Genomic DNA, 19,568 nt, shown 5'->3' on the forward strand with positions numbered 1-19,568 from the left:
CAGTTTGAATTGCAGATTGGTGATTGGAGTACGCATGACATCTAGGGTGGCGGTGCTGGTTGATGGTGACAACGTTAGCGCGGATCACGGAAACAGAATCCTAGAGATATCTGAGCGATACGGGCGAATAGACACGGCGCGAATCTATTTTGACGCTCAAAAAGGCAACGGGTGGCACAAGGTAGTTGGTTACCGAACCGTTCACGCCGGCACCGGAAAAAATGCTGCCGATCTGCTGCTGGCCATTGACGCGATGGAGATCGCGTTCACGCGCGCGTTCGACGTATTCGTGGTCGCCAGTTCGGATGGTGACTTTTCCCACCTCGTTCAGCGTTTGCGCGAATTGGGACGGATGACGATCGGAATCGGCGAGGCCAAGGCCCCCCACTCGATCCGGGCGAATTGCGCGGAGTTTGTCGAGCTTGGTGAAAACGAGCCGGTCAAGCCGAAGGCAGTTCCTCGGCCCAATTGTTCGAAGCTGGACCGTCAGATCCGATCCGTAATCGCCATTCACAGCAAAAATGGCGCGGGCATGAAAATTGCCTCTCTTGCCCCCAAAATGCATCAGCAGTTCGGCATTCGTATCAGTACGCTCCCCGAAGGCACTTGGCGTGCATATTTACTCGCGCGCCCTGCGCTTTTTGATCTCGATCCGAAAGGGCCCGAAGCAATGGTTCGCTTCAAGCCAGAAGGGTTCGCCTGCAGCGATTTGCTGGATGTTAGTTAGCCCCCCAAATACCCCTCGAAGGCCTGCATCACCTGCTCGTAGACCTCCCGCTTGAACGGCACGATCTCGGATATCAGGCGGTCGGGGTCCTGCCATTTCCAGCGGGTGAATTCGGGGTGGGCGGTCTCAATGTCGATCTGGTCGTCGCGGCCCAGGAAGCGCATCAGATACCATTTCTGCTGCTGGCCGCGGAACCGGCCCTTCCAGATGTGGGGGACGATGTCGTGCGGCAGGTCGTAGGGCAGCCAGCCCTCGGTCTCGGCCACGATCCGGACCAGGTCGGGGGTCACCCCGATCTCTTCCTGCAGCTCGCGCAGGGCGGCGGTGCGGGGGTCTTCGCCCTTGTCCACCCCGCCCTGGGGCATCTGCCAGGCGTCCTCGAACCGGTCGTTGCGCTGGCCGACGAAGATCTGGCCCCGGTCGTTCATCAGCATCAGCCCGACGCAGGGGCGGTAGGGCAGTTTGGCGATCTCGTCCGGCGTCATCGCGGGCTCCTGTCTGGTTCGGCCCTTGGTAGCAAGCGACGTAACGGCAGAAAAGGCATGACGCGGGGTTTCGCGTGACAGGGCGGGGTGCGGCGGCAATCTTGCGGCGCAAATCCGGAGGGAGAATTGCATGACCGCCTACCCGCATATGCTGGCCCCGCTCGACCTGGGCTTCACCACACTCAAGAACCGCGTCCTGATGGGCTCGATGCACACGGGGCTGGAGGAAACCGGCGACTGGAACCGGGTGGCCGAGTTCTACGCAGCCCGCGCGCGCGGCGGCGTGGCGCTGATGGTGACGGGCGGCATCGGGCCGAACTTGGAGGGATCGGTGCTGCCGGGCGCGGCGATGATGACCAACGAAAGGGACGTGGCCAACCATGCGGTGGTGACGCAAAGGGTGCACGAGGCGGGCGGCAAGATCGCGATGCAGATCCTGCATGCGGGGCGCTATGCCTACGGGCCGAAATGCGTGGCACCGAGCCCGGTCAAGTCGCCGATCTCGCCGTTTCCGCCGACCGAGCTGGACGAGGACGGGATCGAAAAGCAGATCAGCGACATCGTGCGCGCCGCGGTGCTGGCGCAGGAGGCCGGGTATGACGGCGTCGAGATCATGGGGAGCGAGGGGTATTTCCTGAACCAGTTCCTGGTGACCCACACCAACAAGCGCACCGACCGCTGGGGCGGATCCTATGAGAACCGGATGCGGCTGCCGATCGAGGTGGTGCGCCGCACCCGCGAGGCGGTGGGGCGCGAGTTCATCATCATCTACAGGCTCAGCATGATCGACCTGGTGCCCAATGGCTCGACCCATGACGAGGTGGTGCAGCTGGCGCGTGAGATCGAAAAGGCGGGGGCCACGATCCTGAACACCGGCATCGGCTGGCACGAGGCGCGGATCCCGACGATCGCCACCTCCGTGCCGCGGGCGGCCTTCGCCTGGGTGACGAAGAAGCTGATGGGCAAGGTCGGCATCCCGGTGATCACCTCGAACCGGATCAACACGCCCGAGGTGGCCGAGCAGGTGCTGGCCGAGGGTTGCGCCGACATGGTGTCGCTGGCCCGGCCGATGCTGGCCGATGCGGATTTCGTCGCCAAGGCCATCGCGGGCAAGGCGGCGCAGATCGCGCCCTGCATCGCCTGCAACCAGGCCTGCCTGGATCACACCTTCGGCGGCAAGCTGACCTCGTGCCTGGTCAACCCGCGCGCCTGCCACGAGACGGAACTGGTGATCGAAAGGACCGAAGCGCCCAAGACCGTCGCCGTCGTCGGCGCGGGTCCGGCGGGGCTGGCGACCGCGATGACCGCGGCCCAGCGCGGCCATTCGGTGACGCTGTTCGACAAGGCCGACGAGATCGGCGGGCAGCTCAACATGGCCAAGCAGATCCCCGGCAAGGAGGAGTTCTGGGGGCTGGTGGACTGGTACCGCGCCATGATCGCCGATCTGGGGGTCAAGGTGGAACTGGGCCGCGAGGTCGGCGCCGGGGACCTGTCCGGGTTCGACGAGGTGGTGATCGCGACCGGCGTCAGCGCCCGTGATCCGGGTATCCCGGGGCAGCAGCGCGGCAACGTCCTGAACTACATCGACGTGCTGCGCGGCAAGGCGCCGGTGGGCAAGTCGGTGGCGGTGGTCGGCGCCGGCGGCATCGGCTTTGACGTGTCAGAATACCTGCTGCACGCGGGCGAGAGCCCGACCGAGGACCTGCCGCTGTGGATGAAGGAATGGGGCGTCGCGGATCCGGCGGAGCACCGTTCGGGCCTCGCGCCCGAAGGCCCGCAGCCCGAGGCGCCGGCGCGCGAGGTCACGCTGCTGCAGCGCAAGAAACAGGCGCATGGCAAGGGGCTGGGCAAGACCACAGGCTGGATCCACCGGGCGACGCTGAAGATGAAGGGGGTGAATTTCGTCGGCGGCGTGAACTATGAGCGCATCGACGACGAGGGCCTGCACATCTCGTATGGGGACGAGCGCGCCAACCCCGGCGTGATCGCCGCCGAGACGATCGTGCTCTGCGCCGGGCAGGAACCGGAACGCTCGCTGGCCGATGCGCTGATCGAAATGGGCCGCGCGCCGCACGTGATCGGCGGCGCGGACGTGGCCGCCGAACTGGACGCGAAACGCGCGATCAACCAGGGAACGCGGCTGGCGGCGGCGCTGTGACCGCGCCATGCGGCATCCCGGGCGCAGCCGCCGGGGATGCCTATTCGACGTTGATCGTGATCACCTCGGAGACGACGGGCGTGGCATGGGGAACATGGCCCATGTCGCCCAGCACCAGTTGCAGCGTGTGCGGCCCCGGCGCGAGTTCCAGCGTCACCTCGGTCTGACCGCCGCCGAAATGCATGTGGTTCTCGTCCGACGGCAACCCGGTGGACAGTTCCTCGGGATTGCCCTCGCCGAAAGGCGGGCGGTCGATCAGCAGATGGTGGTGGCCGGTTTTCTCTTTTTCGGTGCCGGCCGGGGCGACGCCCATGCCGGACAGCCCGAAGACGACGGTCACCGGCGATGACACGGTGTCGCCGTCCGCGAGGTTGACGAAATAGACCTTGGCGTCGGCGCTGGCCGGAGTCTCGCCGCCCGCCAGGACCGGCGCGGCCACCAGGCAGAAGGCGAAAAAAGCAGCAAGCAGTCTCATCATGTCCTCCCTTGACACAGAATTGCCATTCTCAGCATAACTCAAAGCCACGACAAAGCCGATCAATCCCGGCAAAATCAGCTATGTGCGCCTGCCGGGACCATTGTTTCCACGTTTCCCATGCGCAAACGATCCCCGCTGAATCCCTGATATTATCCCATCCGCGCCCCGATCTCGCCCAGATTCAAAGCGACATGTATAAGCAACGCAGCGAATACCGAGGACCGCACTATGGACCGACTCACCGAAATGGAAGCCTTCGCCAACGTGGTGGATCAGGGCGGCTTCACGGATGCTGCCAAGAAGATGGGCATTTCCAAGTCGGCGGTCTCGAAGCACGTCTCCAGCCTGGAGGCGCGGCTGGGCGCGCGGCTGCTGAACCGGACGACGCGCCGGGTGTCGCCGACCGAGATCGGGCTGGCCTATTACGACCGCGCCCGCCGGGTGCTGAACGACGCCGGCGAGGCGGACGCGCTGGTCACGTCGATGCAATCCGCCCCCTCGGGGCTGCTGCGGATCAGCGTCGCCACCGATTTCGGCGTCAACCACCTGTCGCCGGTCCTGTCGAATTTCCTGTCCAACTACCCGGACATCACCGTGAACATGGTGCTGAACAACCGCTATGTCGAACTGATCTCGGAAGGCTTCGACGTGGCGGTGCGGATCGGCGAGCTTGAGGACAGCACCCTGCGCGCGCGCAAGCTGACCGAGACCGTCAAGCGGATGGTGGCGTCCCCGAAATACATCGAGAAGTTCGGGCGGCCGCAGAAGATCGACGAGCTGAACGAACACAAGCTGCTGCATTATTCCAGCCAGTCCTCGGGCAACGTGTGGAAACTGACCGCGCCGTCGGGCGAAAAGCGGCAGGTGCGCACGGCGGGCTGGCTGAGCGTCAATGACGGCCAGTCGCTGCTGAACGCGGCGATTTCGGGGCTGGGGATCGCGTATCTGCCCAGCTACCTCTATGCGGATGCGATGAAACGCGGGCTGGTCGAGGATGCGATGCCGTCGCTGCCCGACGAGGTGCAGGGCATCTACGCGGTCTACCCGCCGGGCCGGTTCACGCAGCCGAAAGTGCGGGCGTTCATCGATTTCCTTGTCGAGGCCTTCAACGAGAAAGGCCCGATGGACTGGTGATTTTTCCCTCCGGCAACTCTTGAAACCCGCGCCCGGCGCGGGTTTTTTTTGCCGCCGGCCGGGGCGTTACTGCGCCGGTTTCTTGGCCAGCACCAGGAAGGTCATCATCCGGATCGGCGGCAGCAGCTCGCGTTCTTCCACGACCAGCTGCTTTTCCCGCAGGACGGTTTCGATCTCGAAATCCGAGTGCCAGCCGATGAAGTTGGCCAGCGGGGCGAAGCCCTTGCCCAGCGCCGCCAGCAGGCCCTGCGAGCGGACGAAATGGTTGGTGATCACCACCTTGCCGCCGGGTTTGCAGACCCGCGCGATCTCGGCCATCACCGTTTCCGGCTCGGGCACCACCGAGAGGACGTGCATCGCCGCGATCGTGTCGAAGTGGTTGTCGGGGAAATCGAGGCTGCGGGCATCCATCTGCCGCAACTCGGTGACGTGGCGCAGGTTCCGTTCCCGCACCCGTTTGCGGGCCTTGCCCAGCATGTCCTCGCTGAAATCGATCCCGGTCACGCTCAGTTCGGGATGGTAATGCTCGAGCGACAGGCCGGTGCCGACGCCGACCTCGAGAACCGATCCCGTACGGGTGTTGATGTAGTCGACCGCCCGCCGCCTGCCGGCGTCGGTGATCACCCCGAAGGTCTTGTCGTAGACGGGCGCCCAGCGGGCGTAAGAGGATTGAACGGCGTTGATGTCCATGTCTTTCCCTTAATGCGTCGAAGAAAACTTTTTGTGAAACCAGGCCCAGATCACCATGACGGCGTAGCCGAGGCATAGCGCGATCAGGGTGGTCCATGCAAATGTCAGCACCGCGGCACCGGCGAAGGCGACCCCGATCAGGAAATATTTGACGTTCGCGCGCGAGATCCTGGTGGTCTTGAAGGACCAGGTCGGAATCGTGCTGATCATCAGCAGGCCGATCAGCACCATGTAGACGCAGATGGCGATGCCGGGCACCTGCGGCCAGTCCGAGAAGGCGAAGGACAGGTACATCGGCAGCATCACCAGCAGCGCCCCCGCCGGCGACGGCACACCGGCGAAATAGGCGCTGTCCTTGCCCGGCTCCTCGGATTTGCTGGTCACGTTGAACCGGGCCAGCCGCATGACGCAGCAGACCGCGTAGATCAGGACCGACAGCCAGGCCAGGCTGCGGATGTCCTGCAGCGCCCAGAAATAGACGATGAGCGGCGGCGCCACCCCGAAATTCAGGAAATCGGCCAGCGAATCCAGCTCGGCCCCCATCTTGCTGGAGCTCTTGAGCAGCCGCGCGATGCGCCCGTCCAGCCCGTCCAGCACGCAGGCCGCCACGATGAGCTGCACCGCCAGCGTGTAGTTGCCCTGCACCCCGAACCGGATGGCCGACATGCCCGCGCAGATGGCGGTGATGGTCAGCATGTTCGGCAGCAGCTGGATCAGCGAGAACTCGGCCTGGGGCTTGTCTGCGGGGTCCGCCATCAGTCGGGCTCCTGGCCTCCGGCGGTCGCGTCGAGCTGGGCGATCACGGTTTCACCGGCGACCATCGTCTGCCCGACGCTGACCAGCGGATTCACGCCGTCGGGCAGGTAGACGTCGAGGCGCGAGCCGAACCGGATCAGGCCGAACCGCTCGCCGGTGCGCATCATGGCGCCGGGTTTCACGAAACAGACGATGCGCCTGGCCACCAGCCCCGCGATCTGCACCACGGCGAGGTCGCGCCCGTCCGCCATCTGGATGCGCAGGCTGTTGCGCTCGTTGTCGGCGCTGGCCTTGTCGAGCGAGGCGTTGAAGAACTTGCCGGGCCGGTAGGCGACGGCCGTGATCTCGCCCGCGATCGGCGCGCGGTTCACGTGGCAGTTGAACACGCTCATGAAGACGCTGACGCGGGTCAGCGGCTCGTCCGGCATCCCCAGCTCTTTCGGGGGAACCGCCGGTTCGATCAGCGACACGATCCCGTCCGCCGGGCTGACGATCACGCCCTTGCGCGCGGGCGTGACGCGTTCCGGGTCGCGGAAGAAATAGTAGCACCAGACCGTCAGGCCGAGGCCGATCCAGCCCAACGGCTCCCACAGCAGGAACAGCAGGAGGGTGATCGCGGCGAAGGCCGCGACGAACTTGATGCCTTCACGATGCATCGGCTTGATGAACGTATCGCGCATTCGCATCGCGAGCTTCTCCGTTGGACGACTTGCGTCACACTCATAGACGGATTGGGTTCGGGCGCAAGGCCCCGCCGCGCCGGGGCGTCAGCCGCCCAGCATCACCGCCTCGACCCTGCGGTTCAGTTCGCGCCCCTCGGGGTTGAGGTTCGAGGTCAGCGGCGCGAGGTAGCCCACGCCCTCGGCTTCGAGCCGTTCGCCGTCGATGCCGTGGACCTCGATCAGCCGGTCGCGCACCGACTCGGCGCGGCGCTGGCTGAGGGCGATGTTGCCCTCGAGCGTTCCGACATCGTCGGTATGGCCGACTAGCGCCAGCCGCACCCGCGCGTTGGCCTTGAGGAACCGGGCCAGGTTGGCCAGCGACGCGAAGGGGCCCGCGCCCAGCGCGTCGGCGCCGGTTTCAAAGGTGAGATCGTCGAGAATGACGCGGCCGTCGCGCTGCAGCACCTCGAGCAGCCCTTCGGTTTCGACCTTGACCTCGGGCTTGGCCACCACCAGCGGCGGCTCGGGCTCCTTGCCGGGCGGAGAGACCCGGATCAGCTGCACGTAGCCGTCCGGGGGATTGCGGCTGACCAGCAGGCTCAGCGCCTCGTCGCCGCGCACGGCAGACAGGAACCGGTAGTCGTGGATCGCGACATACATGTCCGGATTGGGCACCACCTCGGTTCCAAAGCGGAAATCGAAGCCGCCGCATGTGCGCGCCTCGCAATCGAGGAGGATGTCGTAGCCCTGCGCCTTGATCTGCTTGCGCAGCGGCGACAGGATCTGCAGGGTGGTGCGCGCCCCGGCGTGGAACCGCCAGGTGAACCGTTCGACCTTGCCTTCGAGGGTGCGCGAGGGCACCGCGCCATCCGCGAACACGCCGGTCGGCAGGTCGTAGCTGTCCAGCGGGCTGATCCGTTCGGTCAGCTGCCGCGCGCCCTCGGGCAGCACCAGCTCCTGCGCCGCGAGGGGGGCCGCCGCCAGCGTGGCGCAGAAGGCAAGTGCGCGGATCATCTGTGCTGCGCGTGGTATTCGTCGTTGGGCACCATGGCGGTGGCGCTGGCCACGCGGTTCGACATGTTGAAGAACCCGGCCACGTTGGCGATGTCCCAGATGTCGCGGTCCGAGAAGCCCACGTCGCGCAGGCGCTGGCGATCGGGTTCCTCGATCTCGGCGCTGGCGGTGGTCATCTTGGCGGCGAAGTCCAGCATGGCGCGCTGGCGCGCGTCCAGCGGCGCGACGCGGTAGTTCATCACCAGCATCTCGCCCAGCCTGGGATCGCCCGACAGCTGCCGCACCGCCGCGCCATGCGCCACCAGGCAGTAGAAGCAACGGTTGATCGACGACACCACCACCGCGATCATCTCGCGTTCCAGCTTGCTGAGGCCGCTGGGGGCCAGCATCAGGTCGTTGTACATGGCGGTGAAGGCGTTCAGCTTGTCGATGTCGAAGGCGTTGGCCTTGAGCACGTTCGGCACCATGCCGAGCTTTTCCACGCAGATGTCGAAATATTTCTGCGTCTCGGGCGGCAGCGGGTCCACCATCGGCAGGTCCAGTGCGGTGGGGCGGTTCTGTTCGGTCACGTGCGTCTCTCTTCCTCAGACAAGCTGGCGATAGTGATACTCTCCGGCGATCTCCATGCCGAGCGAGCGGTAGAGCGCGTTGGCCCCGTCATTCGCCTTGGTGCAGATCACGCTAAGGGTCTGGGCCCCGTTGTCCAGCGCCCAAAAGGCCGCGCCGCGCATGGCCCACTTGCCCAGGCCCTGGCGCTGCTGATGCGGCAGGATTTCCAGCGCGTGCACCATCGCGACGCCGTCGTGGATGGCGGCGAAGCCGGTGCCGCCGGGCTTGTCCCGGTGCCGCAGCAAGAGGCCGGTCTTGGGCCCCGCGGCGCGGTCCATCACCGCCAGACGCTCGGGCCCGATGCCGGCCTGCGCCCAGATCTCGCGCATGATCGCCAGCGGCTCCCACAGGGTGAAGACGGTGACGCGCGGGATCGGGATGTCGGTCAGCTGCGCCGCCGGGCAGGCATAGATGTTGACGGGATCGAGGATGTCGTAGCCGCGTTCGGCCAGTTGCGCGTCCAGCGCCTCGTCGCCGGGGCGCAGGCAGAAGATCCGCTTTTGCCCCATCGCCAGCATCGCCGTCTCGGCGGCGTCGATGTCGGCCCCCGAAACCTCGCCCATCCGGCTGGCCGCGGACACGCGCGAGCCGCCGCCCCGCCCCTCGCGCAGCAGGAACGGCCCCAGCCGCCGGTAGCTCGCGGCGGGCCAGGTGCCGTCGACCACCTTCGCCCAGTCGATGCTCAAAGCTCCAGTTCCTTCGCGAGGCGGGTGATCGCGGCGTCCACGCGGGCGCCGTCCGCGCCGCGGACCACGACATTGGCGCCGAAGACGCCGTTCACCTGGAACGGATAGCAGCCGATGGACAGGTCGTCGAAGGCCTCGGCCAGCAGCGACAGCGTCTCGGCGATGTCGCCCTCGCCGCGCTCGACCCGCAGGGTCTGCGACAGCAGCGGCGCGCCGCCGGTCAGCGTCGGCAGCACGCTGGCCACCATCGCCTGGAAGATCGCGGGAACGCCGGCCATCACGTGGACGTTGCCCAGCGTGAAACCGGGCGCCGCCGAGACCGGGTTTTCGATCAGCGTCGCCACGTCCGGGATCCGCGCCATGCGCAGCCGGGCGGCGTTGAGGTCGTGCCCGGTCTTTTCGTAATGCGCTTCGAGCAGGGCGCGGGCGTCGTCGCGGACGCCGATGCCGACGCCGAAGGCATGGGCGATGGCGTCGGCGGTGATGTCGTCATGGGTGGGACCGATGCCGCCGCTGGTGAAGACGTGGTCGTACGCCTGTGACAGCGCCTTGACCGCCGCCTCGATCGCCGCGGCGTCGTCGCGGACGAAGCGCGCCTCGTTGAGGTCGATGCCGTGCTTGGTCAGTTCCCCGGCCAGGAAATGCATGTTGGCGTCGCGGGTTCGGCCGGACAGGATCTCGTCCCCGATCACCAGCATCGCCGCAGTTGGATTGGCCATGGCGCCCTCTTCTCTTGAACCACCCACGGTGCAGGTATAGGCCCGGACCCATGCGCTTTCAAACCCCTCTTGTCCCGGCCCGCCTGATCCGCCGCTACAAACGCTTTCTCGCCGATTGCAGGCTGGAGGACGGGCGTGAGGTGACGGCCCATTGCGCCAATCCCGGCAGCATGATGGGGCTGGCCGAGCCGGACATGAAAATCTGGCTGGAGCCGAACGACGACCCGAAGAAGAAGCTGAAGTTCGGCTGGCGGCTGGTCGATCACGAGAACGGGCACTTCACCGGCGTCGACACCTCGGTTCCCAACAAGGCGCTGAAGGCGGCGCTGGAGAGGGGCGAGATCGCGGAACTGGCCGCGTACCGGACGGTGCGCGCGGAAGTGAAATACGGGGCGAACAGCCGCATCGATTTCCTGCTGACGCAGCCGGGCCTGCCGGATGCCTATGTCGAGGTGAAAAGCGTGACGCTGTCGCGCCGGCCCGGCCTGGCCGAATTTCCCGACAGCGTGACGGCGCGCGGCGCCAAGCACCTGGGCGAACTGGCGGCGATGGCGGAACAGGGACACCGGGCGATCCTGCTGTACCTGGTGCAGCGCACCGATTGCGACCGCTTCGCGCTGGCCGCCGATATCGACCCGGCCTATGCGGCGGCATTTGACGCGGCGGCAGCAAAAGGGGTTGAACCTTTGGTCTTTTCGGCCCAAATCACGCTTGAAGAGATTGGGATCGGACCTACCCTCTGATCCTCGCGCCCTCTGGCACTTTCTGCACAAGCAGCGTAAGAAGGGTGCCGCGCGCAACAATTGGAGCCCATTGTTGATGAAAGAACATCGTGGCCGCCTGACCAAGGACGGCATCCGCATCCACGAAAAGGCCGACTTTGCCGGTATGCACGCGGCAGGGGCCGTCGCGGCGCGGATACTCGACGACATCGCGGCGCATGTCTTTCCCGGTCAGACCACGGGCGAAATCGACCAGATCATCACCCGGATGGTCGAGGAGGCGGGCGCCCAGTCGGCCACCATCGGCTACAAGGGCTACGAGCACGCCAGCTGCATCTCGGTCAATCACGTGGTCTGCCACGGCATTCCCGGCGACAAGCGGCTGAAGGACGGCGACATCCTGAACATCGACGTGACCGTGATCGTCGATGGCTGGTTCGGAGATTCGTCCCGCATGTACGTGGCGGGCAAGCTGCCGCGCAAGGCCGAGCGGCTGATCCAGGTGACCCATGACGCGCTGTTCAAGGGCATCGAGATGGTCAGGCCGGGTAACACCTTTGGCGACATCGGCCACGCCATCCAGTCCTACGTCGAGTCGCACCGGATGAGCGTCGTGCGCGATTTCTGCGGCCACGGGCTGGGCCGCGTGTTCCACGCGCCGCCGAACGTGCTGCATTACGGGCGTCCGGGCACCGGCGCGAAGCTGGAAGAGGGCATGTTCTTCACCATCGAACCTATGGTGAACCTGGGCCGCCCCGAGACCAAGACGCTGGCCGACGACTGGACCGCCGTGACCCGCGACAAGTCGCTGTCGGCGCAGTTCGAGCATTCAGTGGGCGTGACGGCGAACGGGGTCGAGATCTTCACCCTGTCGCCCGGCGGCAAGTTCCACCCGACCTACGAGTCCTGATCCCCGCCTTTGCCGCGGTCCTGCTGCGCCCGCCACAGCGCCAGCAGCAGGGTGTCCGGCCCCCAGGGCGTGACCGCGTCCTGGATGAATACCGGCGCGCGCAGCGGCTCGGGCGGCGGCCCGGTCGCGGTTTCGGCGTCCTGCGCAAGGCCCCAGGGCGGGGCGGTCCATGCTCGGTCCATGGGCGGCAAGATAGCACGCCGGCGCGGCCGGTCCAAAACGGCTTTTCGATGGCCGCCGGGTCAGCTGCGCCGCATCAGCGAGACATGGGTGTCGCCGTATTTCCGCGAGTCGTGCAACGCGAACTCCTCGGGCGCGGCCATCGGCGCGTTTTCCTCCCAGACCAGCAGCGCGTGGTCGGCCAACCAGCCCCCGGCAAGGGCGGCGGCCAGCGCCTTTTGGCCCAGCCCCTTGCCGTAGGGCGGATCGAGGAAGATCAGGTCGCAGGGCGCACCGGGGTTTTCGCCCAGCCGGGTCGCGTCGCGGCGGATCAGGCTGGTGCGGCCGGCGCTGCGGGTCAGGTCGATGTTCTTGCGGATCAGGCCCTGCGCCACGCGGCCGTCATCGACGAAGGTGACATGCGCCGCGCCGCGCGACAGCGCCTCGAGCCCCAGCGCGCCGGTGCCGGCGAAGAGATCCAGCACGCGCAGCCCGTCGAAGTCGATCTGGTGGGTCAGCACGTTGAACAGGCTTTCGCGCACCCGGTCGGTGGTGGGGCGCAGATGCGCGCCCGCATCGCCCTTGCCGACCGAGGCCAGGGCGCGGCCGCGGAACTCTCCGGCGATGATCCTCACGCCTTGAGCAGCGGTTTCAGATCCGCGTCCGGGTCGGCCACCAGCACCGGGTCGGCGGTTTTGCCCGCTTCGATCAGGCGTTTGCCGACCATGTAGGCGCGCGGATCGTTCATCGCGTCGACGGCCAGCAACTCGTCGCCGCGGTAGTACCAGAACGAGATGGTCTGCCCCTCGCCCCGGCGCGTCACCACGCGGTCATAGCCCGCGTTCAGCCCGGCGATCTGCAGCTTGACGTCGTACTGATCCGACCAGAACCACGGTTGCGCGACATAGTCCTTGCCCGCTCCCAGCATGTTCTGCGCCACCAGTTCCGCCTGGTCGATGGCGTTGGGCACGCTTTCCAGCCGGATGCGCCGCCCGCGATAGGGGAACGAGGCGCAATCGCCCGCGGCCCAGATCGCCGGGTCCGAGGTGCGGCCCTGCGCGTCGGTCCTGATGCCGTTCTCGATCTCGAGCCCGGCCATTTCGGCCAGCCGCGTGGAGGGGGTGATGCCGACGCCGACCACGACGAAATCGACGTCAAGCCCGGTGCCGTCGCCGAGGACCGCGCCGGTGACCTTGCCGCCCGCGCCGGTGAGCCGGTCGAGGCCCACGCCCTCGCGGATGTCGACGCCGTGGCTGGCGTGCAGCGCGCGGAAATAGTCGCTGGTCTCGGGCGCGGCGACGCGCTGCAGGATGCGGTCGGCCATTTCCACCAGCGTCACCTTGACCCCGCGCTTGGCGCAGACGGCCGCCGCCTCGAGCCCGATATAGCCGCCGCCGACGATCAGCGCCCGCGCGCCCTGCGCCACGCCGGGCGCCATCGCGTCCACGTCCGCCAGATCGCGCACCACGTGGACGCCGGCCAGGTCGCCGCCGATGGCGGCGGGCAGGCGGCGCGGGTCCGATCCGGTGGTCAGAGCCAGCTGGTCGTAGGAAATCACCTCGTCGCCCAGCGCCACGGTCCTGGCGGCAGGGTCGATGGCGGTCACCCGCTCTCCGAGGCGCAGGGTGATGTTCTGGTCGGCGTAGAAGCTTTCGGGCCGCAGGTACAGACGCTCGACCTCCATCTCGCCCAGCAGGTAGGCCTTGGACAAGGGCGGACGCTGATAGGGCGGTACCGGCTCGGCCCCGATCAGGGTGATGTCGCCCTCGAACCCGTCCTTGCGAAGCCTGGCGACCAGGGACGACCCCGCCTGCCCGGCACCGATCACGACAATATGGCTCATGTTCCTCCCGCCTCGTCGAAAAACCGTGGTTTCCTTCACCGGCACAGCTATATGCCTTGTGTGGGACAATCCGTAAATGGAACAGAGAGGAAACTACAAGATGATTTCAGTTGGAGACAGGCTGCCGGACGCAAAACTGCTGCGGATGACCGAGAACGGCCCGGAAGAGGTGGAACTGTCCAAGAAGCTGTCCGGCCGCAAGGTGGTGATCTTTGCGGTGCCCGGCGCGTTCACGCCGACCTGCCATTCGGCGCATGTGCCCAGTTTCATTCGCACCAAGGACCAGTTCGCCGCCAAGGGCGTGGATGAAATCATCTGTGTGTCGGTCAACGACCCCTTCGTGATGAAAGCCTGGGGCGAGGCCACCGGCGCGGCATCGGCGGGCCTGACCATGCTGTCGGACGCCCAGTCCGCCTTTTCCGGCGCGATCGGGATGCAGTTCGATGCGCCGCCTGCGGGGCTGATCGCGCGGTCGAAACGCTATGCGATGCTGGTCGATGACGGCAAGGTCGTCGCGCTGAACGTCGAAGACAGCCCGGGAACCTGCGAAACATCCGCGGGTGAAGCCCTGCTGGAAGCGATGTGACTCCTGCTGGCCCCGGCCGGTCCGGGGCCAATCGCCGCCAATTTCGCGGTTTTTCACAAGCTGCTGTGACATGTTCGCCATCCCCGGGTACACTGACGGGATCAGTGAGGAGTTGGTGACATGAATTCCAAGCTCATTTTGACAACCATCGCCGCAGCCGGGCTGCTTGCCGCCTGCGAGCCCGCACCGACGCCGCAGGCGCAGGCGGCGCGGCAGCACGAGATCGCCTGCCTCAGCGGCACCGTCGGCGGCGCGCTCATCGGCGGGGTCATCGGTAACCAGTTCGGCGGCGGCTCGGGCCGCGCCGCCTTGACCGCCGTGGGCGCCGGATTGGGCGCCGCGGGCGGAAACCGGTATTCCTGTTAGGGAGTCGTCGTCATGAAAACCAATCTAGCACTTGGCGTTATCCTGGGCCTGACCGGCGCCGCGGCGCTGGCCGACGAAGCCAGCATGACCGAGGCCGAACTGAACGCCATCGACAGGAACAACGACGGGTTCCTGTCGAAGGAAGAGTTCAACGCCTTCTCGGACTATGCGTTCCAGGCCATGGACGAGGACAAGAACGGCACCCTGACCGCGGCGGAAACCCGGCCCTATTTCGAGATCAAGCATTTCTCGGCGATGGACCGGAACGGCGACAGCCTGCTGTCCCCCGACGAGTTCGGCGCCCAGATGTCGGCGGATTTCGCGACGGCGGACCAGGACGGCGACGGCCAGCTCGACTGACCGGAAGCCGGTGCGCGCGGCCGGGTCAGAGCATGGCGTCCATCTTGCGCGCCAGCTTGGCGTCCAGCGCCGACAGCCCGCCGACGTCATGGGTGGAGAGCACCACCTCGACGGTGCGGTAGACGTTGGACCATTCCGGGTGGTGGTCCCATTTCTCGGCCCAGATCGCGACGCGGGTCATCCAGCCGAACGCCTCGACGAAATTGTCGAAGATGAAGGTCTTGGTGATCGCGTCGCGGTCCTCGACCATGGTCCAGCCGTTCTTGAACAACGGGTCCAGCAGCGGTCCCCGGGCCTCGGTGGACAAAAGTTCGGTCATTGCTGTTCCTCCGGATTCGACTTTCTGAACGGGCCATATTCGGTCAGTATCTCGATCTCTTCTCCCACGGCTTCGCGTTCCGCTTCAAGATATCTTGCTACCGCATCCGAAAATCCCGGATCGCCGATCCAATGCAGGCTGTGGGTCCGTGTCGGCAGATAGCCGCGCGCCAGCTTGTGTTCGCCCTGCGCGCCGGCCTCGACACGTTTCAGACCCAGGGCGATGGCAAGGTCGATCGCCCTATAATAGCACAGTTCGAAATGCAGGCAGGGGTGATGTTCGACGCAGCCCCAATAGCGCCCGAAAAGCGTCTCGCGGCCGATGAAGTTCAGGGCGCCGGCCACCGGGTATCCGTTGCGCCCGGCCAGCACCAGCGCCACGTCATCGGCCATCGTCTGGTGCACGATGTCGAAAAAGCCGCGCGTCAGGTAGGGCGAGCCCCATTTGCGCGCGCCGGTGTCCTGGTAGAAGGTCCAGAACGCGTCCCAGTGTTCCGGGCGCAGCTCGGCGCCGGTCAGCGTGCGGATCTGGCCGCCGAAGGCGTTGGCCTGGGCGCGCTCGCGGCGGATGTTCTTGCGCTTGCGCGACGACAGGGCGGCGAGGAAGGCGTCGAAATCCGCATATCGGTCGTTCAGCCAGTGGAACTGCTGCGAGGTCCGGGACAACAGCCCCATCTTTTCGCCCGCCTCCGCCTCGGCCCCGGTGCAGAAGGTCGCGTGCAGCGACGAGACGCGGTTGTCCGCCGCCAGCTGCACCGCGCCCTGGACCAGCGCCGACATGCCGATGCCGTCGTAGCCGGGCCGGACCAGGAACCGGCGGCCGGTGGCCGGGGTGAAGGGCACGGCAATCTGCAGCTTGGGATAGTAACGCCCGCCCGCGCGCTCATAGGCATGGGCCCAGTTGTGGTCGAAGATGTATTCGCCCTGGCTGTGCGACTTGGCGTACATCGGCGCGGCTGCGATCAGCATGCCGTCCAGATAGGCGGTCAGGTATTGCGGCTGCCAGCCGGTGCCGGGACCGACCGAGCCGCTGTCCTCGAGCGCCGACAGGAAGCGATGCGTGGTGAACGGGTCGAGCGGGCGGCCACCATCGGCGGCTTCCGGGCAGGCGCATTCGTCCCAGTCGTCCGCGTCGATCTGGGACAGCGATCCCAGAACCCGTACTTCGATCTGTGCCTGATCCATATGCCCTCCGCGCCTCACCACTATCTGTGGTCGCGCCCGCCGGGATCAAGCCGGAAGGGCGGCCAGATACTTTTCGAAGGTCACGTTGTCGGCGACCTTGCGGACCTCGGCCTCCTGCGCGGCGGAGCGGACCGTCCAGCACAGGATGGGCACGCCGCGCGCCTTCAGCTCGGCCACGCGCGGGCGGCCGAGGTCGGCGGCCTCGTGGCTGATGAAATCGGCGCCGAGCCGGTCGAAATCGGGGATCTCGCGCAGCCGGTCGCAGACGGCGGCGGGCAAGGCCCAGTCGAAGGGGTTGTACGCGCTTGTCACCAGGCCGCGGGGCAGATCCGGGGCGAGGCGCGCGATCGCCGCGACGCTGTGGGGATTGAAGGACATCAGCGCGACCGGACCCGCATAGCCGTCGAGCGCGCGGGTCGCGGCCTGTTCCAGCGGGCCGACATCGGGGCCCATCGCCCCGTCCTGGTCCTTGACCTCGATCAGCAGCGGCGCCCGCCCGGCCACCAGGTCCAGCACCTCGGACAGGGTCGGGATGCCCTCGGCTTCGGAGTGCAGCAGGGTGATCCCGGCCGCCTCGGCGGCGGTGATCCGGCGGATCGGCCCGGACCGGCCGGTCAGGCGGCCAAGATCGTAGTCGTGAAAGACGACGGCCTGCCCGTCGCTGGTCAGTTGCAGGTCGATCTCGATGCCGTAGCCGCCCGCGATGGCGGCGCGGATCGCCGCGCGGCTGTTCTCGGGCCGCCCCTGCGCGGCATCGTGCAGCGCCCGATGCGCGATCGGGCGCTCGCAAAAGACGGGCGGCAGGCGCGAGGTCATCGGATCTCGAAGATGCCTTCGATCTCGACCGCCACGCCCAGCGGCAAGGCGGCGGCGCTGACCGCCGAGCGCGCGTGGCGGCCGGCCTCGCCCAGCGCCTCGACCAGGAAATCGGAGGCGCCGTTGATCACCTGCGGCTGCTGGGTGAAGTCGGCGGTCGAATTGACGAAACCGGTCAGCTTGATGACGCGCACCAGCCGTTCGATATCGCCGTCGCAGGCCGCCTTGACCTGCGCCAGCAGGTTGATCGCGCAGACCTTTGCCGCAGCCGCGCCGGCCTCGACCTGCATGTCGGCGCCCAGCTTGCCGGTGATCAGGCCGCCGTCGTCCTTGGAGATCTGCCCCGAGACGTAGACGATGTCGCCCACGCGCACGAAGGGCACGTAATTGGCCGCCGGGGCCGGTGCGTCCGGCAGGGCCACGCCGAGGCTTTCGAGTTTTGCGGTGATGCTCATGATCTTGGTCCTCCAGAATTCGGGTTCGCGCGGACGCTAGCGGGGAAAGCGAGTGCCGGAAAGACGGAAACCGGCATTTCCCGGCGCATTTCCGTTGGCGGGCCGGGAAATGCGCGGTTCCCCTCTCATCCGCCGGTCCGCGGGGCCGGTGCCTTTACCTGTGGCGGAAACGCGGTTTACACGCATGGCTGTTTCATTTCCGCCACGGAATGGGTATGTGTCCGCAACCATCCGCCCTTCGCATTGAGTACGCGACGGTTTTCCAGTTTGACCTGCCCGCGCCGCCAATCCCGGCTGCCACGGAGTATCGAGACCAGTGTTGACCAGTTCGTCCTTCGTCAGATCCCTGGCACTGGCCGCGTTCGCGGCCCTTTCCGCCTGCGCGACGCAACCGCCGGAAACCGCGGCTCGCGGCGAGATCTTCGACCCCTACGAGCGCACCAACCGGTCGATTCACCGGTTCAACCTGGGTGTGGACAGGGTGCTGTTCCGCCCGGCGGCCAAGGGTTATGTCAGCGTCATTCCGGAACCGATGGTGACCAGTTTCAACCATTTCGCCGAGAACATCTCGCTGCCCGGGCAGGCGGTGGACTATCTGCTGCAAGGCAAGCCGCGCGAAATGGGTTACGCGCTTGCCCGCTTCGTCATCAATTCCACGGTCGGATTCGCCGGACTTGCCGACCCGGCCAGCGATTTCCGGGTGCCGCCGGTCGATACCGATTTCGGCGAAACCCTGCATGTCTGGGGCTTCGGCGAGGGCGCCTATGTCGAACTGCCGCTCTACGGGCCGTCGACCACGCGCGACGCGATCGGGGTCGTGGTGAACCTGTTCACCAACCCGATCGATTTTGCGCCGACCCGGCCCGTCGACAACCTTGGGCTTTACACCGAGATCGTCCGCAGGATGAGCGACCGGGGCCGGTATTCGGATACGGTCGACTCGATTCTCTACGAAAGCGCCGACAGTTACGCGCAGGCGCGTCTGATCTATCTGCAGAATCGCCGCTTTGAACTGGCAGGAGACGACGAGGCGGCCTATCTAGAACTCTACACCGATCCCTATGCCGAAACCGGGTCCGACCCGACGACGGACCCGTATATAGACCCGTATGAGGACCCCTATGCCGAGTAATGCGATGAACCGCCGCGTCTTTGTCACCTCTGCCCTGGCGGGGATGAGCCTGGCCGCCGCACCGCTGCCGGCCCTGGCGCTGACCGAGGCGGCCGCGATGCAGCTGGTCAACAGCGTGGTGGCGGACATCAACCGGGTGATCGACTCGGGCAAGTCCGAGAACGCCATGCTGAAGGATTTCGAGCAGATCTTCGTGCGCTACGGCGACGTGCCGATCATGGCGCGCTATGCGCTGGGCGCGGATGCCCGCAGCGCCAGCCCGGCGCAGATGCGCCAGTTCACCAACGCCTTCCAGCACTATATCTCGCGCAAGTACGGCCGCCGGTTCCGCGAGTTCATCGGCGGTCAGGTCACGGTCAAGAGCGCCCGCAAGATCAAGGCCGGCTACGAGGTGCGCAGCACCGTCAAGCTGCGCGGCGAGGCGCCGTTCGAAGTGACGTTCCTGGTGTCGGACAAGTCCGGCAAGGACAAGTTCTACAACATGTTCATCGAGGGCGTGAACATGCTGCTGACCGAGCGCACCGAGATCGGCGCCATGCTGGACGCGCGCAAGGGCAACCTGAACCAGCTGATCCAGGATCTGAACAGGACCGGCTGA

The 19,568-nt window shown here is 66.4% G+C and carries 26 protein-coding genes; 10 read left to right on the forward strand and 16 right to left on the reverse strand.

Annotation, left to right across the window (positions count from 1 at the left end; all coding sequences use genetic code 11):
* Window positions 1-46: 46 nt before the first annotated feature.
* Window positions 47-727, forward strand: a complete 681-nt coding sequence (locus tag FGK63_RS11905; RefSeq protein WP_246044018.1) for an NYN domain-containing protein — start codon at window positions 47-49, stop codon at window positions 725-727.
* On the opposite strand, the gene FGK63_RS11910 is transcribed toward FGK63_RS11905, so the two are convergent.
* Window positions 724-1,212: an RNA pyrophosphohydrolase gene (locus FGK63_RS11910; RefSeq protein ID WP_138842487.1), complete on the reverse strand. Its 489-nt coding sequence runs from the start codon at window positions 1,210-1,212 to the stop codon at window positions 724-726. The genes FGK63_RS11905 and FGK63_RS11910 overlap by 4 nt on opposite strands.
* A 130-nt stretch (window positions 1,213-1,342) precedes the next feature.
* Between FGK63_RS11910 and FGK63_RS11915 the strand changes: the two genes are divergently transcribed.
* Complete coding sequence (locus FGK63_RS11915; protein ID WP_138842489.1) at window positions 1,343-3,370, forward strand: NADPH-dependent 2,4-dienoyl-CoA reductase; 2,028 nt, start codon at window positions 1,343-1,345, stop codon at window positions 3,368-3,370.
* Window positions 3,371-3,410: 40 nt separating this feature from the next.
* Here the strand turns inward: FGK63_RS11915 and FGK63_RS11920 are convergent, their stop codons facing one another.
* A complete protein-coding gene (locus FGK63_RS11920; RefSeq protein ID WP_138842491.1) occupies window positions 3,411-3,848 on the reverse strand; it encodes a DUF4399 domain-containing protein in 438 nt (145 codons plus the stop codon).
* A 228-nt stretch (window positions 3,849-4,076) separates the two neighbouring features.
* Between FGK63_RS11920 and FGK63_RS11925 the strand changes: the two genes are divergently transcribed.
* Complete coding sequence (locus tag FGK63_RS11925; RefSeq protein ID WP_138842493.1) at window positions 4,077-4,982, forward strand: LysR family transcriptional regulator; 906 nt, start codon at window positions 4,077-4,079, stop codon at window positions 4,980-4,982.
* Window positions 4,983-5,048: 66 nt separating this feature from the next.
* Here FGK63_RS11925 and FGK63_RS11930 read toward each other — a convergent pair whose 3' ends face one another.
* The 7 genes from FGK63_RS11930 to FGK63_RS11960 all read right to left on the reverse strand — a co-directional run bounded on the left by FGK63_RS11930 (window position 5,049) and on the right by FGK63_RS11960 (window position 10,118).
* Window positions 5,049-5,672 carry a class I SAM-dependent methyltransferase gene (locus FGK63_RS11930; RefSeq protein WP_138842495.1) on the reverse strand — a complete coding sequence of 208 codons (624 nt, stop codon included), beginning with the start codon at window positions 5,670-5,672 and terminating at the stop codon, window positions 5,049-5,051.
* 9 nt (window positions 5,673-5,681) lie between these two features.
* Complete coding sequence (pssA, locus tag FGK63_RS11935; RefSeq protein WP_138842497.1) at window positions 5,682-6,428, reverse strand: CDP-diacylglycerol--serine O-phosphatidyltransferase; 747 nt, start codon at window positions 6,426-6,428, stop codon at window positions 5,682-5,684.
* Window positions 6,428-7,114, reverse strand: a complete 687-nt coding sequence (locus FGK63_RS11940; RefSeq protein WP_138842499.1) for a phosphatidylserine decarboxylase — start codon at window positions 7,112-7,114, stop codon at window positions 6,428-6,430. The genes pssA and FGK63_RS11940 overlap by 1 nt, the downstream gene beginning before the upstream one ends.
* 81 nt (window positions 7,115-7,195) lie before the next feature.
* Window positions 7,196-8,104: an OmpA family protein gene (locus tag FGK63_RS11945; protein ID WP_138842501.1), complete on the reverse strand. Its 909-nt coding sequence runs from the start codon at window positions 8,102-8,104 to the stop codon at window positions 7,196-7,198.
* The gene (locus FGK63_RS11950) at window positions 8,101-8,673 is read right to left on the reverse strand and encodes a peroxidase-related enzyme (RefSeq protein WP_171052633.1); all 573 of its coding nucleotides are present in this window, start codon (window positions 8,671-8,673) and stop codon (window positions 8,101-8,103) included. The genes FGK63_RS11945 and FGK63_RS11950 overlap by 4 nt, the downstream gene beginning before the upstream one ends.
* A 15-nt stretch (window positions 8,674-8,688) precedes the next feature.
* Complete coding sequence (locus FGK63_RS11955) at window positions 8,689-9,399, reverse strand: GNAT family N-acetyltransferase (protein WP_138842503.1); 711 nt, start codon at window positions 9,397-9,399, stop codon at window positions 8,689-8,691.
* On the reverse strand, window positions 9,396-10,118 hold the full coding sequence (locus tag FGK63_RS11960; RefSeq protein ID WP_138842505.1) for a competence/damage-inducible protein A: 723 nt from the start codon (window positions 10,116-10,118) through the stop codon (window positions 9,396-9,398). The genes FGK63_RS11955 and FGK63_RS11960 overlap by 4 nt, the downstream gene beginning before the upstream one ends.
* 50 nt (window positions 10,119-10,168) lie before the next feature.
* Here FGK63_RS11960 and sfsA point away from each other — a divergent pair, with 50 nt between their 5' ends.
* Entirely contained in the window at window positions 10,169-10,861 is a 693-nt protein-coding gene (gene sfsA, locus FGK63_RS11965) for a DNA/RNA nuclease SfsA (protein WP_138842507.1), read from the forward strand.
* 76 nt (window positions 10,862-10,937) lie between these two features.
* On the forward strand, window positions 10,938-11,750 hold the full coding sequence (map, locus tag FGK63_RS11970; RefSeq protein ID WP_138842509.1) for a type I methionyl aminopeptidase: 813 nt from the start codon (window positions 10,938-10,940) through the stop codon (window positions 11,748-11,750).
* On the opposite strand, the gene FGK63_RS11975 is transcribed toward map, so the two are convergent.
* From FGK63_RS11975 to FGK63_RS11985, 3 genes are read right to left on the reverse strand one after another with little or no spacing between them, the layout of a single operon-like run.
* A complete protein-coding gene (locus tag FGK63_RS11975; protein ID WP_138842511.1) occupies window positions 11,738-11,932 on the reverse strand; it encodes a hypothetical protein in 195 nt (64 codons plus the stop codon). The genes map and FGK63_RS11975 overlap by 13 nt on opposite strands.
* 60 nt (window positions 11,933-11,992) lie before the next feature.
* A complete protein-coding gene (gene rsmD, locus FGK63_RS11980) occupies window positions 11,993-12,544 on the reverse strand; it encodes a 16S rRNA (guanine(966)-N(2))-methyltransferase RsmD (protein WP_138842513.1) in 552 nt (183 codons plus the stop codon).
* Window positions 12,541-13,752, reverse strand: coding sequence for an NAD(P)/FAD-dependent oxidoreductase (locus FGK63_RS11985; RefSeq protein ID WP_138842515.1), 1,212 nt, complete (start codon window positions 13,750-13,752; stop codon window positions 12,541-12,543). Before FGK63_RS11985 ends, rsmD begins: the two co-directional genes overlap by 4 nt.
* A gap of 100 nt (window positions 13,753-13,852) precedes the next feature.
* Here FGK63_RS11985 and FGK63_RS11990 point away from each other — a divergent pair, with 100 nt between their 5' ends.
* The 3 genes from FGK63_RS11990 (at window position 13,853) to FGK63_RS12000 (ending at window position 15,064) form a co-directional block, all read left to right on the forward strand.
* On the forward strand, window positions 13,853-14,338 hold the full coding sequence (locus FGK63_RS11990) for a peroxiredoxin (protein WP_138843339.1): 486 nt from the start codon (window positions 13,853-13,855) through the stop codon (window positions 14,336-14,338).
* Window positions 14,339-14,458: 120 nt separating this feature from the next.
* Window positions 14,459-14,704 carry a glycine zipper 2TM domain-containing protein gene (locus FGK63_RS11995; protein ID WP_138842517.1) on the forward strand — a complete coding sequence of 82 codons (246 nt, stop codon included), beginning with the start codon at window positions 14,459-14,461 and terminating at the stop codon, window positions 14,702-14,704.
* A gap of 12 nt (window positions 14,705-14,716) precedes the next feature.
* A complete protein-coding gene (locus FGK63_RS12000) occupies window positions 14,717-15,064 on the forward strand; it encodes an EF-hand domain-containing protein (RefSeq protein ID WP_138842519.1) in 348 nt (115 codons plus the stop codon).
* Between the two features lie 25 nt (window positions 15,065-15,089).
* On the opposite strand, the gene FGK63_RS12005 is transcribed toward FGK63_RS12000, so the two are convergent.
* From FGK63_RS12005 to FGK63_RS12020, 4 genes are read right to left on the reverse strand one after another with little or no spacing between them, the layout of a single operon-like run.
* Window positions 15,090-15,383: a 4a-hydroxytetrahydrobiopterin dehydratase gene (locus tag FGK63_RS12005; protein ID WP_138842521.1), complete on the reverse strand. Its 294-nt coding sequence runs from the start codon at window positions 15,381-15,383 to the stop codon at window positions 15,090-15,092.
* Window positions 15,380-16,567, reverse strand: coding sequence for a GNAT family N-acetyltransferase (locus FGK63_RS12010; protein WP_138842523.1), 1,188 nt, complete (start codon window positions 16,565-16,567; stop codon window positions 15,380-15,382). The genes FGK63_RS12005 and FGK63_RS12010 overlap by 4 nt, the downstream gene beginning before the upstream one ends.
* 45 nt (window positions 16,568-16,612) lie before the next feature.
* Window positions 16,613-17,383 (reverse strand): glycerophosphodiester phosphodiesterase family protein, encoded by a 771-nt coding sequence (locus FGK63_RS12015; RefSeq protein WP_138842525.1) that lies wholly within the window; start codon window positions 17,381-17,383, stop codon window positions 16,613-16,615.
* Window positions 17,380-17,838: a RidA family protein gene (locus tag FGK63_RS12020; RefSeq protein WP_138842527.1), complete on the reverse strand. Its 459-nt coding sequence runs from the start codon at window positions 17,836-17,838 to the stop codon at window positions 17,380-17,382. Before FGK63_RS12020 ends, FGK63_RS12015 begins: the two co-directional genes overlap by 4 nt.
* A 316-nt stretch (window positions 17,839-18,154) precedes the next feature.
* Here FGK63_RS12020 and FGK63_RS12025 point away from each other — a divergent pair, with 316 nt between their 5' ends.
* Both FGK63_RS12025 and FGK63_RS12030 read left to right on the forward strand, forming a co-directional pair.
* Window positions 18,155-18,970, forward strand: coding sequence for an MlaA family lipoprotein (locus FGK63_RS12025; protein WP_138842529.1), 816 nt, complete (start codon window positions 18,155-18,157; stop codon window positions 18,968-18,970).
* Entirely contained in the window at window positions 18,960-19,568 is a 609-nt protein-coding gene (locus tag FGK63_RS12030; RefSeq protein ID WP_138842531.1) for an MlaC/ttg2D family ABC transporter substrate-binding protein, read from the forward strand. The genes FGK63_RS12025 and FGK63_RS12030 overlap by 11 nt, the downstream gene beginning before the upstream one ends.

It is taken from the genome of Ruegeria sediminis (genome assembly GCF_005938215.1).
GTDB classification, from domain to species: Bacteria; Pseudomonadota; Alphaproteobacteria; order Rhodobacterales; family Rhodobacteraceae; genus Ruegeria; species Ruegeria sediminis.

What these genes read in the sequence shown, in the direction of transcription:
- FGK63_RS11920 (WP_138842491.1), bottom strand. Translation starts at nt 3,848, where the DNA reads ATGATGAGACTGCTTGCTGCTTTTTTCGCCTTCTGCCTGGTGGCCGCG.
- FGK63_RS12000 (WP_138842519.1), top strand. Translation starts at nt 14,717, where the DNA reads ATGAAAACCAATCTAGCACTTGGCGTTATCCTGGGCCTGACCGGCGCC.
- FGK63_RS12015 (WP_138842525.1), bottom strand. Translation starts at nt 17,383, where the DNA reads ATGACCTCGCGCCTGCCGCCCGTCTTTTGCGAGCGCCCGATCGCGCAT.
- FGK63_RS11960 (WP_138842505.1), bottom strand. Translation starts at nt 10,118, where the DNA reads ATGGCCAATCCAACTGCGGCGATGCTGGTGATCGGGGACGAGATCCTG.
- FGK63_RS11940 (WP_138842499.1), bottom strand. Translation starts at nt 7,114, where the DNA reads ATGCGAATGCGCGATACGTTCATCAAGCCGATGCATCGTGAAGGCATC.
- FGK63_RS11995 (WP_138842517.1), top strand. Translation starts at nt 14,459, where the DNA reads ATGAATTCCAAGCTCATTTTGACAACCATCGCCGCAGCCGGGCTGCTT.
- FGK63_RS12020 (WP_138842527.1), bottom strand. Translation starts at nt 17,838, where the DNA reads ATGAGCATCACCGCAAAACTCGAAAGCCTCGGCGTGGCCCTGCCGGAC.
- pssA (WP_138842497.1), bottom strand. Translation starts at nt 6,428, where the DNA reads ATGGCGGACCCCGCAGACAAGCCCCAGGCCGAGTTCTCGCTGATCCAG.
- FGK63_RS11945 (WP_138842501.1), bottom strand. Translation starts at nt 8,104, where the DNA reads ATGATCCGCGCACTTGCCTTCTGCGCCACGCTGGCGGCGGCCCCCCTC.
- FGK63_RS11985 (WP_138842515.1), bottom strand. Translation starts at nt 13,752, where the DNA reads ATGAGCCATATTGTCGTGATCGGTGCCGGGCAGGCGGGGTCGTCCCTG.
- FGK63_RS12030 (WP_138842531.1), top strand. Translation starts at nt 18,960, where the DNA reads ATGCCGAGTAATGCGATGAACCGCCGCGTCTTTGTCACCTCTGCCCTG.
- FGK63_RS11930 (WP_138842495.1), bottom strand. Translation starts at nt 5,672, where the DNA reads ATGGACATCAACGCCGTTCAATCCTCTTACGCCCGCTGGGCGCCCGTC.
- FGK63_RS11910 (WP_138842487.1), bottom strand. Translation starts at nt 1,212, where the DNA reads ATGACGCCGGACGAGATCGCCAAACTGCCCTACCGCCCCTGCGTCGGG.
- FGK63_RS11925 (WP_138842493.1), top strand. Translation starts at nt 4,077, where the DNA reads ATGGACCGACTCACCGAAATGGAAGCCTTCGCCAACGTGGTGGATCAG.
- FGK63_RS12010 (WP_138842523.1), bottom strand. Translation starts at nt 16,567, where the DNA reads ATGGATCAGGCACAGATCGAAGTACGGGTTCTGGGATCGCTGTCCCAG.
- FGK63_RS11915 (WP_138842489.1), top strand. Translation starts at nt 1,343, where the DNA reads ATGACCGCCTACCCGCATATGCTGGCCCCGCTCGACCTGGGCTTCACC.
- sfsA (WP_138842507.1), top strand. Translation starts at nt 10,169, where the DNA reads ATGCGCTTTCAAACCCCTCTTGTCCCGGCCCGCCTGATCCGCCGCTAC.
- FGK63_RS12005 (WP_138842521.1), bottom strand. Translation starts at nt 15,383, where the DNA reads ATGACCGAACTTTTGTCCACCGAGGCCCGGGGACCGCTGCTGGACCCG.
- map (WP_138842509.1), top strand. Translation starts at nt 10,938, where the DNA reads ATGAAAGAACATCGTGGCCGCCTGACCAAGGACGGCATCCGCATCCAC.
- FGK63_RS11975 (WP_138842511.1), bottom strand. Translation starts at nt 11,932, where the DNA reads ATGGACCGAGCATGGACCGCCCCGCCCTGGGGCCTTGCGCAGGACGCC.
- FGK63_RS11990 (WP_138843339.1), top strand. Translation starts at nt 13,853, where the DNA reads ATGATTTCAGTTGGAGACAGGCTGCCGGACGCAAAACTGCTGCGGATG.